This is a genomic window from Nonomuraea insulae (assembly GCF_042656245.1).
Genome location: NZ_JBHSPA010000136.1, coordinates 194,604 through 207,172, shown reverse-complemented (window position 1 = coordinate 207,172; position 12,569 = coordinate 194,604). Strand labels below are relative to the sequence as shown.

General features: G+C 70.6%; 14 protein-coding genes and 1 pseudogene. 8 read left to right on the top strand and 7 right to left on the bottom strand.

Annotated features, from left to right (window positions below; translation table 11 throughout):
* Positions 1 to 645 (top strand): hypothetical protein (locus ACFPZ3_RS70015; protein ID WP_379525341.1); only part of this gene is annotated, 645 nt, incomplete at its 5' end.
* 93 nt (positions 646 to 738) lie between these two features.
* Positions 739 to 1,281, top strand: a complete 543-nt coding sequence (locus ACFPZ3_RS70010) for a dihydrofolate reductase family protein (RefSeq protein WP_379525340.1) — start codon at positions 739 to 741, stop codon at positions 1,279 to 1,281.
* A gap of 1 nt (position 1,282) precedes the next feature.
* Here ACFPZ3_RS70010 and ACFPZ3_RS70005 read toward each other — a convergent pair whose 3' ends face one another.
* Complete coding sequence (locus ACFPZ3_RS70005; RefSeq protein WP_379525339.1) at positions 1,283 to 2,509, bottom strand: cytochrome P450; 1,227 nt, start codon at positions 2,507 to 2,509, stop codon at positions 1,283 to 1,285.
* 134 nt (positions 2,510 to 2,643) lie between these two features.
* On the opposite strand from ACFPZ3_RS70005, the gene ACFPZ3_RS70000 reads away from it, so the two are divergent.
* The gene (locus ACFPZ3_RS70000) at positions 2,644 to 3,552 is read left to right on the top strand and encodes an RNA polymerase sigma-70 factor (RefSeq protein WP_379525338.1); all 909 of its coding nucleotides are present in this window, start codon (positions 2,644 to 2,646) and stop codon (positions 3,550 to 3,552) included.
* Here ACFPZ3_RS70000 and ACFPZ3_RS69995 read toward each other — a convergent pair.
* From ACFPZ3_RS69995 to ACFPZ3_RS69985, 3 genes are all read right to left on the bottom strand, one after another.
* The gene (locus tag ACFPZ3_RS69995) at positions 3,549 to 4,781 is read right to left on the bottom strand and encodes a beta-ketoacyl-[acyl-carrier-protein] synthase family protein (RefSeq protein WP_379525337.1); all 1,233 of its coding nucleotides are present in this window, start codon (positions 4,779 to 4,781) and stop codon (positions 3,549 to 3,551) included. The two genes, ACFPZ3_RS70000 and ACFPZ3_RS69995, sit on opposite strands and share 4 nt — an antisense overlap.
* Complete coding sequence (locus ACFPZ3_RS69990; RefSeq protein WP_379525336.1) at positions 4,778 to 5,029, bottom strand: acyl carrier protein; 252 nt, start codon at positions 5,027 to 5,029, stop codon at positions 4,778 to 4,780. The genes ACFPZ3_RS69995 and ACFPZ3_RS69990 overlap by 4 nt, the downstream gene beginning before the upstream one ends.
* Positions 5,030 to 5,129: 100 nt before the next feature.
* Positions 5,130 to 5,330, bottom strand: coding sequence for a hypothetical protein (locus tag ACFPZ3_RS69985; protein ID WP_379525335.1), 201 nt, complete (start codon positions 5,328 to 5,330; stop codon positions 5,130 to 5,132).
* Between the two features lie 156 nt (positions 5,331 to 5,486).
* Between ACFPZ3_RS69985 and ACFPZ3_RS69980 the strand changes: the two genes are divergently transcribed.
* Together ACFPZ3_RS69980 and ACFPZ3_RS69975 are read left to right on the top strand one after the other, a co-directional pair.
* The gene (locus ACFPZ3_RS69980) at positions 5,487 to 5,816 is read left to right on the top strand and encodes a hypothetical protein (protein ID WP_379525334.1); all 330 of its coding nucleotides are present in this window, start codon (positions 5,487 to 5,489) and stop codon (positions 5,814 to 5,816) included.
* A gap of 24 nt (positions 5,817 to 5,840) precedes the next feature.
* Positions 5,841 to 6,413: a hypothetical protein gene (locus ACFPZ3_RS69975; RefSeq protein ID WP_379525333.1), complete on the top strand. Its 573-nt coding sequence runs from the start codon at positions 5,841 to 5,843 to the stop codon at positions 6,411 to 6,413.
* 225 nt (positions 6,414 to 6,638) lie between these two features.
* Here the strand turns inward: ACFPZ3_RS69975 and ACFPZ3_RS69970 are convergent.
* Both ACFPZ3_RS69970 and ACFPZ3_RS69965 read right to left on the bottom strand, forming a co-directional pair.
* Positions 6,639 to 7,382 (bottom strand): annotated as a pseudogene (locus tag ACFPZ3_RS69970) (MFS transporter); the annotation flags it as partial.
* A gap of 165 nt (positions 7,383 to 7,547) precedes the next feature.
* Positions 7,548 to 8,735, bottom strand: coding sequence for a WD40/YVTN/BNR-like repeat-containing protein (locus ACFPZ3_RS69965; protein ID WP_379525332.1), 1,188 nt, complete (start codon positions 8,733 to 8,735; stop codon positions 7,548 to 7,550).
* Positions 8,736 to 8,843: 108 nt separating this feature from the next.
* Here ACFPZ3_RS69965 and ACFPZ3_RS69960 point away from each other — a divergent pair, with 108 nt between their 5' ends.
* Positions 8,844 to 9,827, top strand: coding sequence for a transcriptional regulator (locus ACFPZ3_RS69960; RefSeq protein WP_379525331.1), 984 nt, complete (start codon positions 8,844 to 8,846; stop codon positions 9,825 to 9,827).
* A 9-nt stretch (positions 9,828 to 9,836) separates the two neighbouring features.
* On the opposite strand, the gene ACFPZ3_RS69955 is transcribed toward ACFPZ3_RS69960, so the two are convergent.
* On the bottom strand, positions 9,837 to 10,754 hold the full coding sequence (locus tag ACFPZ3_RS69955; RefSeq protein WP_379525330.1) for a LysR family transcriptional regulator: 918 nt from the start codon (positions 10,752 to 10,754) through the stop codon (positions 9,837 to 9,839).
* 71 nt (positions 10,755 to 10,825) lie between these two features.
* Between ACFPZ3_RS69955 and ACFPZ3_RS69950 the strand changes: the two genes are divergently transcribed.
* Together ACFPZ3_RS69950 and fdhA are read left to right on the top strand one after the other, a co-directional pair.
* The gene (locus tag ACFPZ3_RS69950; RefSeq protein ID WP_379525329.1) at positions 10,826 to 11,263 is read left to right on the top strand and encodes a nuclear transport factor 2 family protein; all 438 of its coding nucleotides are present in this window, start codon (positions 10,826 to 10,828) and stop codon (positions 11,261 to 11,263) included.
* Positions 11,264 to 11,309: 46 nt separating this feature from the next.
* On the top strand, positions 11,310 to 12,527 hold the full coding sequence (gene fdhA / locus ACFPZ3_RS69945) for a formaldehyde dehydrogenase, glutathione-independent (protein WP_379525328.1): 1,218 nt from the start codon (positions 11,310 to 11,312) through the stop codon (positions 12,525 to 12,527).
* The last annotated feature ends 42 nt before the right edge of the window (positions 12,528 to 12,569 follow it).

Here is a 12,569-nt window from a genome sequence, read left to right as displayed (position 1 = left end):
CTGGTGCGCCGCCGTACGGACGCACCGGAGAAGGCGACGGCGTTCACCCCGATCGCCCAGCGCTGCATGGCCGCCATGGACGCCGACGCCAAGATCACTCTGCCGCCGGGCGGCGCGCTCAGCAACAATGTCAACCTCACCTTCGGCTCGGCCGGGTTCACGTTCGCCGAACCCGGCGAGTACGACATCACGCCGACCCTCGGCATCTACGGCAACGACCCGGCCGGCGCCCCCGTACAGTGGCTGGCCTCCGGCGAGCCGCTGCGCATCCGCATCACCCCGCCGCAGGGCGTGGCCGAGGAGCGCGACGCCGAGGTCCTGCGCACGCCGGACGTGGGCGCGTGGTTCGCCCTCGGCGGCACCGACGCCCTCGCCTCGGCGCGGGAGGCGCTGGAGGAGGTACGCGAGCGCCGCCAGGCTGAGGCCGGGGTCCAGGATCCGATCGTGGCGGCCATCGTACGGACTGCCGCGCTCGACGCCGCCCGCCCCTCGATCCGGCTGGAGGACACCGAGTTCGTCCGCCGCGACGGCGACCCGGGACAGGCCGCGCGATTGTTGTCCGCCCTCGACGCCGAGGCGCTGCGCACCTTCGACCCCTACACCGCGCAGCAGACGGCCGACCTCGCCCGCCGGTACCGGCAATAGTCACCCGGGAAATTCCTCCGTCCTCCCTGTCGATTCCGGGTCCGGCCGATCGACGCGTATGCGAAAGCGGCCGGAACCGGAAGGGAACAGACCATGAGGAAGATCATTGAGCAGGCCGTGGTGACGCTGGACGGGCAGATCAGCACCCCGCAGAACTGGCTGGGCGAGCTGTGGGCGGGGGAGATGGAGCAGCGCTCCCGTGACCTGCTCTTCGAGGTCGACGCCCTGCTGTACGGGCGCGTCACCTACGAGCAGCACGCGGCGGTCTGGCCGCACATGGAGGAGCAGTTCGGCGACTACGCCGTCAGGATGAACACCATCAGGAAGCACGTGGCCTCCACGACGCTGAAGGACACTACGTGGAACGCCACCCTCATCGAGGGCGACCTCATCGAACAGGTCGCCAAGCTCAAGGAGGAGCCCGGCGGGACCATCCTGAAGGTCGGCTCCGGCGGCCCGCTCAGCCGCACGCTCCTGGAGCACCGGATGGTGGAGGAGTACCTGTTCTGGTTGTTCCCGGTCATCGCGGGCAGCGGCGCACGGCTCTACGACGGCATCGACACCACGTTCCTGAAGTTGATCGACGTCACGAGGCTGGAGAACGGCATCCTCGGCCTCACCTACGCCCCCCGCTGACTCACCACCGCACGTGGAGCGCGAGCGGGCCCCGGTGATCCAGCGTGCCGCGGTAGTCGATCCGCTGGTCCGGTACGAGACGCAGCCCCGGCAGGCGTTCGGTGAGCAGCCGCAGGGAGATCTCGATCTGGCGACGGGCCAGCCCGGCACCGGGGCAGTAGTGGGCGCCCTGGCCGAAGACCACGTTGGCCTGCGGCGGCCGGGCGAGGTCGAACTCCTCGGCCCGCTCGAACGCCTCCTCGTCCCGGTTGGCGGAGGCGAGGCAGAGGGCGATCTCGGTCCCTGCGGGCAGGTCACGTCCTCTGAGCATGGTGTCGGTGGTCGTCACCCGCAGGAAGATGTGCGTGGGGGTGTCGTAGCGGGCGATCTCCTCGGCCGCGTTCGGCAGCAGGTCGGGCCGTTCGCAGAGCAGCCGCCACCGCTCGGGCCGGGACAGCAGCCGGAGCAGGCCGTTGCCCAGCAGCGCCGACGTGGTGATGTGTCCCGGCAGGGCGACCCCCAGGACCAGGCCGACGAGCCCGGCCAGCTGATCGTCGGTGAGGGGCGCGTCGCCGGGCGCGTACGCGGCCAGGTAGGAACTGATCACGTCGTCCCGGGGCGCGGCCCTGCGTTCGATCACGTACCGCGCGATGAGCCGTTGGAAGCGCACCCAGCTCCGCGCGCACTCGACCCGCTCCTCCTCCGAGCTGAACTGGTGCCCCATCCCCATCGCCGCCGCCGCGCGGCTGTCGTCGCCGAACGCCGTGCTGTCCTCCTCCGCGAACCCGACCAGCCGGGCGATCACGTCGACGGGGAGCCGGTTGGCGTACTGGGCCATGAAGTCGGCGCGGCCGTCCTTGGCGAAACCGTCGATGAGGAGCGCGGCCCGCTCGGCGATGTAGGGCTCGGCCGCGCTGACCCGCTCGGGTGACAGGGCCGCCGCCGCGGGGGCGCGTAACCGCCGGTGCGCCTCGCCGTCCATCGTGATGAACGTCTCCCGGTTCGGGAAGCCCTCGGCCAGCTCCTCGATGATCGCCGGCGGGAACGGCGTGAACGGCCGCAGCGTGTTGGCCGAGGAGAAGGTCCGCCCGTCGCGCAGGACCTCGCGCACGTCGGCCATCTTCGTCACGACCCAGGCGCCGATCACGGGCGAGAAGAACATGGGCTCCTCGCGCCGGGCCCGTTCGTAGAAGGGATAGGGGTCGCTCAGGTGCGTGCGGAGCGGGTCGTAGAGATCGCCCAGAGACATGCCCATCACCGTTAACCCGGAAGGTGGCAATTGATCCGACTATAACTCGCGTCTGTCACAACGCCGGGGGCTGTCTTGTCTTAGCTGAGGAGGGCTCGTGTGGGCAGGCCGGCATAGCGAAGGCGCGGGTTGAGATGTATACGGAATCCCTGGAACAGACGGACACGCTCGATCGGGCCGCGTCCGCGTTCATCGAGTTGCGCCCGCGCCTGTTCGGCATCGCCTACCGGATGCTGGGCAGCGCGGCCGAGGCCGAGGACATCGTGCAGGAGGTGTGGTTGCGCTGGCAGGAGGCCGACCGCACGATCGTCGAGAACCCGTCGGCGTTCCTGGCGACGATCACCACCCGCCTGTCGATCAACGTCGCCCAGTCCGCCCGTGCCCGCCGCGAGACGTACATGGGGCCGTGGTTGCCCGAGCCAGTCGACACCAGCCTCGACCCCGCGGTGGGCGCGGAGCGGAGTGAGGCGCTCGAGTTCGCGGTCCTGCTGCTGCTCGAAAGGCTCACTCCCACAGAACGGGCCGCGTACGTGCTGCGCGAGGCCTTCGTCTACCCCTACACGCAGATCGCGGAGATCCTCCAGCTCAGCACGGTCAACGTCCGCCAGCTCGTGAGCCGCGCGCGCAAGCACGTGGCCGGGGCGCGGCACGAGCCCATCGACAGGATCGAGCACCGTCGTCTGCTGAAGGTCTTCCTCGACGCCGCCCAGACGGGGAACGTCGGCGCCCTCGAAGACCTCTTCGCCGCGGACGTCGTCAGCACCTCCGACGGCGGCGGCATGAGGGGCGCGGCACGGTTTCCCGTGGTGGGCCGCAACCGGGTGGCGAGGTTCATGGCGGCGTTCGCGCCGCGGGTCTGGCCGGGCGAGGAGATCACGTGGGTCGAGGTGAACGGGCGCCCCGCGGTGATCGTCCCGCGTGGCCGCGGCGCCGTCATGATGCTCACCGTCGAGGCCTCGCCCGAGGGCATCCATCACCTCATGTGGGTCATCAACCCGGTCAAGCTCGACTCCTACGAACGCTCGCGCGCCCGCGCGGCCTAGACCGGGGAGAAGATCAAGGAGGCGTTGTGGCCTCCGAAGCCGAAGGAGTTCGACAGGACCGGTCCCGGCCTCATCGGCCGTGTGTAGCGGACGGCGTCGATGGCGCAGGCCGGGTCCAGCGCGTGCAGGTTCGCCGTGGGCGGGACGGTGAGCTCGGTGAGGCTGAGCACGCTCGCCACGGCCTCGATCGCCCCCGCGGCCCCGATGGCGTGCCCGGTCACGCCCTTGGTGGAGGTCACCGGCACCGCGCCGGCGCCGAACAGCCGGGTGATCGCCCTCGACTCGCTCAGGTCGTTGAGCCTGGTGCCGCTGCCGTGGGCGTTGACGTGCGCGATCGCCTCCGGTTGCAGGCCCGCGTCGGTGAGCGCGCCGTGCATGCACCAGTACGCGCCATCGCCGTCCTCGGGCGGCGCGGTGATGTGGTGGGCGTCGGAGCTCCTGCCGTACCCGGTGAGCTCGGCGTAGATGTAGGCGCCGCGCCGCCAGGCCTGCTCGAAGTGCTCCAGCACGAGGAACGCGGCCCCCTCGGCGAGCACGAACCCGTCACGGTCGGCGTCGAACGGCCGGCCGGCCCCCTCGGGATCACCGGTACGCCGTGACAACGCCTGGCACCGGTCGAAGGCGAGCAGCACGGTGGCGTTGACGCAGGCCTCGGTGCCGCCCGCCACCACCAGGTCCGCCGAGCCGTCACGGATCAGCCGCGCTCCCTCGCCGATGGCGTGGGCTCCGGAGGCGCAGGCGGTGCTCACCGACATGGTGGGGCCCTGGATCTGGTGCCGCATGCTGATGGCCGCCGCCGCCGAGTTGGGCATGATCATCGGCACGTACAGGGGCCCGGGATCGCCGCGGCCCGCATGGCGTCCGGCCAGCATGGTGCTCTCCATGGTCTGGCTGCCGCCGAAGCCGGTGCCGGCCACGACGGCCCGCCGCCGCGGCGGCGTCTGGACGTCCCCGGCGTCGTCGAAGGCGTCGGCGAAGGCGTCGGCGACGGCGCACACGGCGAGCTGGGCCACCCGGTCCAGCCGCCGCGCCTGCTTCTCACTCAGGTACAGGGCCGGGTCGAAGTCGTGGACCTGGCAGGCGATGTCCACCTCCAGCCCGCCGGTGTCGAACGAGGTGATCTTGCGCGCGGTGGGTTCCACGCTGAGCAGGGTGTTCCACAGCTCCTTGGGGCCGGCTCCGGCCGGCGTGCGCAGGCCGATGCCGGTCACCGCGACCCGTGGCCTCATCGGGCGGGTTCCCCGACCAGCTCGCGGACCCGTTCGAGCAGGTCGCCGACGGTCTGCGCGCGGGCGAGCGTCTCACGCGGAATCGGCCCGCACGTCTCCTCCATGCTGACGTGCAGTTCGGCGAGGTCCAGGCTGTCGGCGTCGAGTTCGATGCGCAGGCGTGCCTCCCGGGTGACCCTGGCCGGGTCCACCTTCAGGACGCGTACGCAATGCTCGCGTACCACTGCCAGGATCTCTTCGTCGCTCATGTCCGTCCTCCTGTCGGCCTGTCGGTTCAGCGTCACCGATGGGGCGGCGAAGGGACGGTGGTGACCCGGCGCTCGTGGTCAAGAAATTGAGCACCTTTGGTCAGGCCAGTCCTGCCACCGGCTGGCCGTTGAAGCGGCCTCCGAAGCAGACGAGCCTGGTCTGGCTGTCGGGGCTCGGCAGGATGACGCCCGTTCCCAGCGCGCAGTCGAGGAACGTGACCGCCTGCGCCGGTCCGGCGGTGACGATCGGCAGCGCGATGGCCGCGATCAGGGTGGCGAGTACGGCGATGACACGCGACATTACCCGGCTCCAATCACAAAGAGTCATACTTAGTAACTCATAGTAGCCAGGAGGTCGGATGCGCAAACGCACTTGCCGGACGTGTCAACCCATACACGATAAGTAATCATGATAATACGGAACGTGATGATCTCGCGCTGCCAATCGAGGACTCACGTGTACAAGCACACCCTGTTCCTGCTGACCACGACCGCCGCGGCCGTCGCCGTCCTGGCCGGAGCCGCCGGAGCCGTCACGCCGTCGCCCCTGCCCTCAACGCCCGCCGCCGTGTCATCGGAAGCGCTCCCGGAAACCCCCGCCGGCCCGCCGCCGGACGTTCAGGAAGCCGCCGCACCCCTCATGAACTTCTGCGTCTCCCTGCGGACGCAGTCCCTGGCCGCGGCCTGGATGAGCTTCCTCACCAGCGGCAGCCTGCAGAACCTCCCCCTGCTGGCGGTGGCCGCCTGCCCGGCGGACAGGACCGCCCAGACCACTCCCGCGCCGTGAACCGCATGACCACGAGGAGATGAAATGCCCACCCTGACTCCCAGGAGCCTGATCCGAGGCGCGGCCATCCCGGCCGCCATGGCCCTCGCCGCCACCGCCCCGCAGGCGGCCGCCCACACCGGCCAGACCCTGCTGACCTGCACGGTGAGCACCACCTCCGGCAAGCCGATCACCCTCGACCCGCCCGTACGGCTCGTCGCCCAGCGCGTCACCGCCCGCGCCACCCTCGCCCTGAGCCAGTGCACCTCGCCCACCGGCGCCCACGCCCGGCTCCGCTCGGGCTGGCTCACCGCGCACGGCACCGGCCAGGCCTCCTGCGTCAGCGTCAGCGACATCAACGCCGGCGGCCGCATCACCTGGTACGACGCGGACAAACGCCAGGCCGGCACCTCCGTGCTCAATCCGGACACGGTCAGGACGGGCACCGTCAAGAGCTACAACCCCGGCAACCTGTTGCTGAGCGGCAAGGTGACGAAGGGCCGGCTGACGGGCGCGACCGTGACGGGCAACGCCGTCCCCACCTCCGACGTCAGCGCGTGCGCCACCACGGGCCTCACCAGCGTGGCCGGCGCCGGCAAGGTCACCTTCACCGTCTGACCCCGTCGCGTGGCCGCCGGCCCAGCAGGTAGACCAGGACGGTCGCCACGATCGCGGTGCCCGAGGTGAAGAGGAGGCCATCGCCAGGCCGTAGCCCGCCGCGGCGGCCCGGCCACCGGCAGAGGGGTCGAAGGAGGCGAAGAACACGACTCCGATGATCGCGACACCGAGCGCGCCGCCGACCTGCTGGGCGGTGGACAACACGCCTGAGGCCATGCCCGCGTCACCGGGGTCGATGCGGGCGAGCACCGCGTTGAGCGACGGCGTGACGAGCAGTCCTCCTCCGACGCTCTGCACCATGAGCGTCGGGATGACGACCGCGGGCGTGAACGGCAGGCCGCCGATCAGCACGGCCGCGGTCGTCGCGTACCCGAGGGCCAGGAGGATCGCCCCTACCTCTAGGACGCGCCGGCCCCACTTGGGCACGAGCCTGCCCGCGATCATGCTGAAGACGAAGAACGTGGCCGCCGCCGGGGTGTAGACCAGCCCCGCCTCCAGGGCCGGCAGGCCCAGCCCGTCCTGCAGGGCGATCGACAGGACGAGGTAGTAGGAGGAGAGCAGGGCGTAGATGGCCAGGACCAGGAGGATCCCGACGGAGAACGACCGCGTGCGGAAGAGGGACATCCTCAGCAGGGCGTCACGGGTGCGGCGTTCGATCAGGACGAAGAGGGCGAACGCCACGATGGCGGCGGCCAGGCCGGCCCAGGTCCACCACGGCCATCCCGCCTGCCGGCCCTGGATGAGCGGGAAGGTCAGCAGGAACAGCGCGGCACTGAGCACGGCCACTCCGGGGAGGTCGAGCCGGCGTGCCAGCGGCGCCCTGGATTCCGGCAGGCGTCCGGCCGCGAGCAGGATGGTGGCCAGGCCGATCGGGACGTTGATCCAGAACACCGGCCGCCAGCCGGAGCCGAACAGGTCGACGCCGATCAACAGGCCGCCGACGAGCTGACCGCCGGCGAGCTGCGCCAGGCCGGCCGCGCCGATCTGGACGCCGACCTGGCGGCCTTCCAGATCGACGCGGTGCTCACGGCCGCGAACACCGCGCTACGTCTCGGCGACCACGACGCCGTGGACAAGGTCCGCCGCCTGGTGGAGGCAATCCTGTGATCTCGATGTCGCACCGGGCCGCCGGGGTCAGGACTCCTCGGCCACGCCCAGGTACATCACCTTCGAGTTCGCCGGGTTGAACGCGATCGAGGTGACCCGGTCGTAGGCGTTGTGGTTGGTGGTGACCCGGTTACGGCGGGAGTCGTACCGGTAGATGTCGGTGCCGATGCCGGACCAGCCGGTGCCCCAGACGAAGTAGAGCACGCCCGGGTCCTTCGGGTGGGCGGCGAGGAGCGGCCCGTTGGGGATGGTGATCCCGTCGCCCTGGTCCACGACCGGGGTGAAGCGGTGGCCCCCGTCGAGGGACCGGTAGATGTGCCGGCCGCCGGACGGCGCGTTCGCGTCCGTCTCCTCCAAGTTGAGGCCCATCGCGTACACGACGTTCGGCGCCGCGGGGGAGATCGTCGCGCTGAACACGTTGACCCGGGAGCCGCCCAGACCGGTGGACGAGCGCCACGTCCGCCCGCCGTCGTAGGTGACGCGGGCGCCCTCGGTGGCGGCGCCCATGACCACGTGGTTCCTGTTGTACGGGTCGAAGGCCGCGGTGTAGACCATCAGCAGCTCGCCCTGCGGGAAGGCGGGCACCCCGACGGCCTGCCAGGTGCGCCCGCCGTCACGCGAGTCGTGCAGTTGCCCGTTGCCGTCCGCCACCCGCAGGCGGTCGCCGCTTAGCAGGTCCGTGGTGAGCCCGGCCACCTCGTCCGCCGGGGAGGTGAGCTGCGTGATGCCGTGGGGCGTGACCAGCGAGAGGTTGCCGTCGCCGTCCCAGGCGTAGGCCCGGCCGCCGCGGGCCGCGGTCAGCGTGATGTTCGAGCCCTGCACCTTGCCCACCTGCGTCCAGGTGCAACCGGCGTCCTTCGAGGTCAGCAACAGGTTGTTCGACATGGCCAGCAACTCGCCCGCACGGTCGAGCGTGACCAGCCCGCGGGTGTAGACGATCGGCTGCGGCGCCTGGCTGGTCGGCGTGATCGTTTTGCCTTCGTCCCTGGTGAAGGTCACAGAACCGTCGCCGGTGACCGTGTCGCAACGCGGCTGCTGCCAGCGGCCGAAAGCGTCGATCCCGGCCGCTGGATCATCGGCCGCTACGGCGGGCGTGGCAGCCGGATCATCGGCGGTGACGGTGGGCGTGGCCGTAGGGTCATCGGCCGCCAGGGCGGGTGTGACCGACAGGACCGCGAACGCGGCCGCGACCCCAAGGGTGATCATCTTCTTCATTACAGCCTCCAACTGGACGTTCTCGCTCTGTCCTATCGGGGAGAGGATCGCGTACGCTAGGCCAGGCCGTGGCAGATCTACGACATTGCAGGAATACGACAGGAGTTCATGAGCACCGACGACAACGCGCTCTCGGCCGTCGGGGTCGACGCCGACGACGAGCGGATCTACCGAGACCTCCTGCGTTGCCCGCGCGCCACCCTGCCCGAGCTGGCCGAGCGCACCGGCCGCACCACGGTGGCGCTCCGCCGCGCCTTCTCCCGGCTGGAGGCGCTGGGGCTGGTCAGCCGCATGGCGGGCCGCCCGATCCGGTTCCTGCCGACCCGGCCCGACGTCGCCGTGGCCGCCCTCATCTCACGCAGGGAGGAAGGGCTGGCCCAGGCCAGGCTGGCGGCGCTCGCGCTGCTCGCGGAGACGCCGCGCACGGAGAACCAGTCGCCGGAGGAGCTCGTCGAGGTCGTCCAGGGTCAGGCGGCCGTGGTGCAGCGCTTCACGCAACTGCAGCAGACCGCGACCGAGGAGCTCCTGGTGCTGGACCGGCCTCCGTACGCCCAGGACCCGATGGAGCAGAACGTCGAGGAGATCGACCGCCTCGCCCACGGCGTCCTGGTGCGCGGCATCTACGATGTCTCGGCCCTGGAGATCCCCGGCAAGCTGCGCCTGGCCCAGGAGGCCGCGGCGGCCGGCGAACAGGCCAGGATCAGCCCCGAGGTGCCGATGAAGCTGGCGATCGCCGACCGCAAGAGCGCGATCCTCCCGCTGAGCACCGCCGCCTCGGCCCATGCGGACAGCGCGGTGATCGTCCATTCCTCGACGTTGCTGGACGCGCTCGTCACGCTCTTCGAGGTCCTGTGGCGGGCGTCCCTGCCGCTGCCCGCCGCCCCCTCCGGCGGGCACGCCGGCCTGCCGGATCCCGAGCTCTTCACGCTGCTCGCGGCGGGTCTCAAGGACGAGGCGGTGGCGCGGCAACTCGGGGTGAGCCTGCGTACGATCCACCGGCGGGTCAGCGAGATGATGGACCTGCTGGGCGCGCGCACCCGCTTCCAGGCCGGCCTCCTGGCGGCCCGCCGCGGCTGGTCCGACCCAGGCTGACAGACGTTTCTACCGCAGCCGGTGGCGGACCTGGGCCGACAGCTCGGCCGCGCTGTCGCGGAGCGCTTCGGTGAACGTTCGCCGCAGGCGTTCGTCGCCGGTCCCCGGGCGATGGGCGACGGCCGTCCTGCGTACGGCGGCGGGGTGGTCGATGCGCACCAGCGCGACGGCAGGGGGCAACGCGGCCGCGGCCAGGCCGGGGACCACGGTGACGCCCAGTCCCGCGGCGACCAGGCCGAGCTTGGCGATCCAGTCGCGGGCGACGAAGGCGATGCCGGGCTCCCAGGAGTCCTCGCTCCAGGCTCCGAGCAGCGTGGTGCCCGGCTCGGTGCTGCCGATGATCCACCGCTCGTCGCGCAACCTCGCGGTCGTGACGCTTCCCTGGCCGGCGAGAGGGTGATCAGGGGCGACCGCGACGAAGAGCGGGTCGTCCAGCAGGAAAGTGAGCTCCAGGTCGCCGGGCGGATGCCGTGGTGGCGTCACCACGGCCACGTCGAGGCGCCCGCGTTCGACGGCGGTCAGCAGGCGGGGGCTCGTTCCCTCGCGCAACGACACCCGTACCTGAGACTCCCTGCCGGACCAGGCGGCGAGCGCCTGGGGGACCAGCGCCGCCATCGCCGTGGAGAACGCGCCCACCCGCAGCCGCCCCGACGGGCGCCCGCTGAGATCCCGCAGGTCCTGGTGGGCGGACTCCAGCGCCCCGAGGACCGCGTCGGCATGGCGGAGCACGACCCGGCCCGCCTCGGTGGGCTGGACGCCGCGCGCATGCCGATCGAACAGCGCCCGGCCGGCCGCCTGCTCCATGAGCGCGATCTGCCGGGAGACCGCCGACTGCGTGTAGCCCAGCCGCTCGGCCGCGATGGAGAACGACCCCTGGCGAGCCGCCTCACGGACCACGCGTAACCCCAGCACCGTGAACTCGCTCATGCGAAATATTCATATCACCTATGCGTGACTTTCGTTTGAAGCATTGCCGTCCCGCTCTTTAACCTCTTGTCATGAGCGCAGCCGAGAACAACAGGAAACTGCTCCAGCACGTCTTCGAGGAAATGTCCAAGGGAAACACGCGGGCGTTCAGGGACGCGATGGCCGACGATTTCCGGTGGGTGTTTCCCGGGAACTGGTCGTGGTCGGGCAGTTGGGGCCCGAAATCGGTGGCGCTGGAGGGCATGCTGGGGCCGCTCATGGAGCAGTTCGCCGACTACAGGAGCGCGGCGGACCTCGTTCTCGCCGACGGGGATCATGTCGTGGTCCGGGCTCATAGTCAGGCCACCACCAAGCGCGGGCAAACGTACGACCAGACGTACTGCTTCGTCTTCCGCGTCGCCGGCGGGCGGCTCGCCGAAGTTGTCGAGTACTGCGACACCGCCCTGGCCGAACGTGTGCTCACCCCACCGGCCCGGCCGGAAAGCTCTGGGTATATTCGGAAGAGGTGAGGGGGCCCCTGTCATCAGGGGACGCTTCCGAGCGAGGGAGATCGCCATGCCTGGTAATAGAGGCGTCGTGTACGAAGGCCCAGGCAAGGTCGAGGTACATGAGACCGACTATCCCGAATTCGAGCTGAAAGACGGCCCCGGGGTGAACCCGGCCAACGTCGGCCGCAAGTTGCCGCACGCCGCGATTCTCAAGACGGTCGCGACGAACATCTGCGGCAGCGACCAGCACATGGTCCGCGGACGCACCACGGCGCCCCCGGGCCTCGTCCTCGGCCACGAGATCACCGGTGAGGTCGTCGAGACCGGTCCCGATGTGGAGTTCATCAAGACCGGCGACCTCGTGTCCGTGCCGTTCAACATCTCCTGCGGCCGCTGCCGCAACTGCAAGGAGGGCAAGACAGGAATCTGCGAGAACGTCAACCCCGACCGGCCCGGTTCGGCGTACGGCTACGTCGACATGGGCGGCTGGGTCGGGGGACAGGCGGACTACGTGCTCGTGCCGTACGCGGACTGGAACCTGCTCAAGTTCCCCGACAAGGACCGGGCGATGGAGAAGATCCTCGACCTGGCCATGCTCGCGGACATCTTCCCGACCGGGTTCCACGGTTGTGTGACCGCGGGGGTGCAGCCGGGTTCGACCGTCTACATCGCCGGCGCCGGCCCGGTCGGGCTGGCGGCCGCCGCCTCGGCGTTCCTGCTCGGGGCCGCCGTGGTCATCGTCGCCGACCTGAACAAGGAGCGTCTGGACCAGGCGCACAGCTTCGGCTGCGAGACCGTCAACATCGCCCTGGGCGAGCCGAAGGACCAGATCGAGCAGATCCTGGGCGAGCCGGAGGTGGACTGCGCCGTGGACGCGGTCGGCTTCGAGGCCCGCGGTCACGGCCACGACGCGCAGGTCGAGCGGCCCGCCACCGTGCTCAACTCGCTCATGGACGTCACCAGGGCGGGCGGCGCGATCGGCATTCCCGGCCTGTACGTGACGGGAGACCCGGGCGCCGCCGATGAGGCGGCCCAGCACGGGTCGCTGTCCATCCGGATCGGTCTCGGCTGGGCCAAGTCGCACACCTTCGCCACCGGCCAGTGCCCCGTCATGCGCTACAACCGCCAGCTCATGCAGGCGATCCTGCACGACCGGGTACAGATCGCGAAGGCCGTCAACGCCACGCCGATCTCGCTCGACCAGGCGCCACGTGGCTACCACGAGTTCGACCAGGGAGCCGCGCGCAAGTACGTCCTGGACCCGCACGGCACGATCAGCGGATGATCACTGCTGGAGGCCGCCGGACCACCGGCGGCCCTCCGGTCG

Bases quoted from the DNA above. Each gene is read 5' to 3' on its own strand.
- ACFPZ3_RS70010 (WP_379525340.1), top strand. From the start codon at position 739: ATGAGGAAGATCATTGAGCAGGCCGTGGTGACGCTGGACGGGCAGATC.
- ACFPZ3_RS70005 (WP_379525339.1), bottom strand. From the start codon at position 2,509: ATGTCTCTGGGCGATCTCTACGACCCGCTCCGCACGCACCTGAGCGAC.
- ACFPZ3_RS70000 (WP_379525338.1), top strand. From the start codon at position 2,644: ATGTATACGGAATCCCTGGAACAGACGGACACGCTCGATCGGGCCGCG.
- ACFPZ3_RS69995 (WP_379525337.1), bottom strand. From the start codon at position 4,781: ATGAGGCCACGGGTCGCGGTGACCGGCATCGGCCTGCGCACGCCGGCC.
- ACFPZ3_RS69990 (WP_379525336.1), bottom strand. From the start codon at position 5,029: ATGAGCGACGAAGAGATCCTGGCAGTGGTACGCGAGCATTGCGTACGC.
- ACFPZ3_RS69985 (WP_379525335.1), bottom strand. From the start codon at position 5,330: ATGTCGCGTGTCATCGCCGTACTCGCCACCCTGATCGCGGCCATCGCG.
- ACFPZ3_RS69975 (WP_379525333.1), top strand. From the start codon at position 5,841: ATGCCCACCCTGACTCCCAGGAGCCTGATCCGAGGCGCGGCCATCCCG.
- ACFPZ3_RS69965 (WP_379525332.1), bottom strand. From the start codon at position 8,735: ATGAAGAAGATGATCACCCTTGGGGTCGCGGCCGCGTTCGCGGTCCTG.
- ACFPZ3_RS69960 (WP_379525331.1), top strand. From the start codon at position 8,844: ATGAGCACCGACGACAACGCGCTCTCGGCCGTCGGGGTCGACGCCGAC.
- ACFPZ3_RS69955 (WP_379525330.1), bottom strand. From the start codon at position 10,754: ATGAGCGAGTTCACGGTGCTGGGGTTACGCGTGGTCCGTGAGGCGGCT.
- ACFPZ3_RS69950 (WP_379525329.1), top strand. From the start codon at position 10,826: ATGAGCGCAGCCGAGAACAACAGGAAACTGCTCCAGCACGTCTTCGAG.
- fdhA (WP_379525328.1), top strand. From the start codon at position 11,310: ATGCCTGGTAATAGAGGCGTCGTGTACGAAGGCCCAGGCAAGGTCGAG.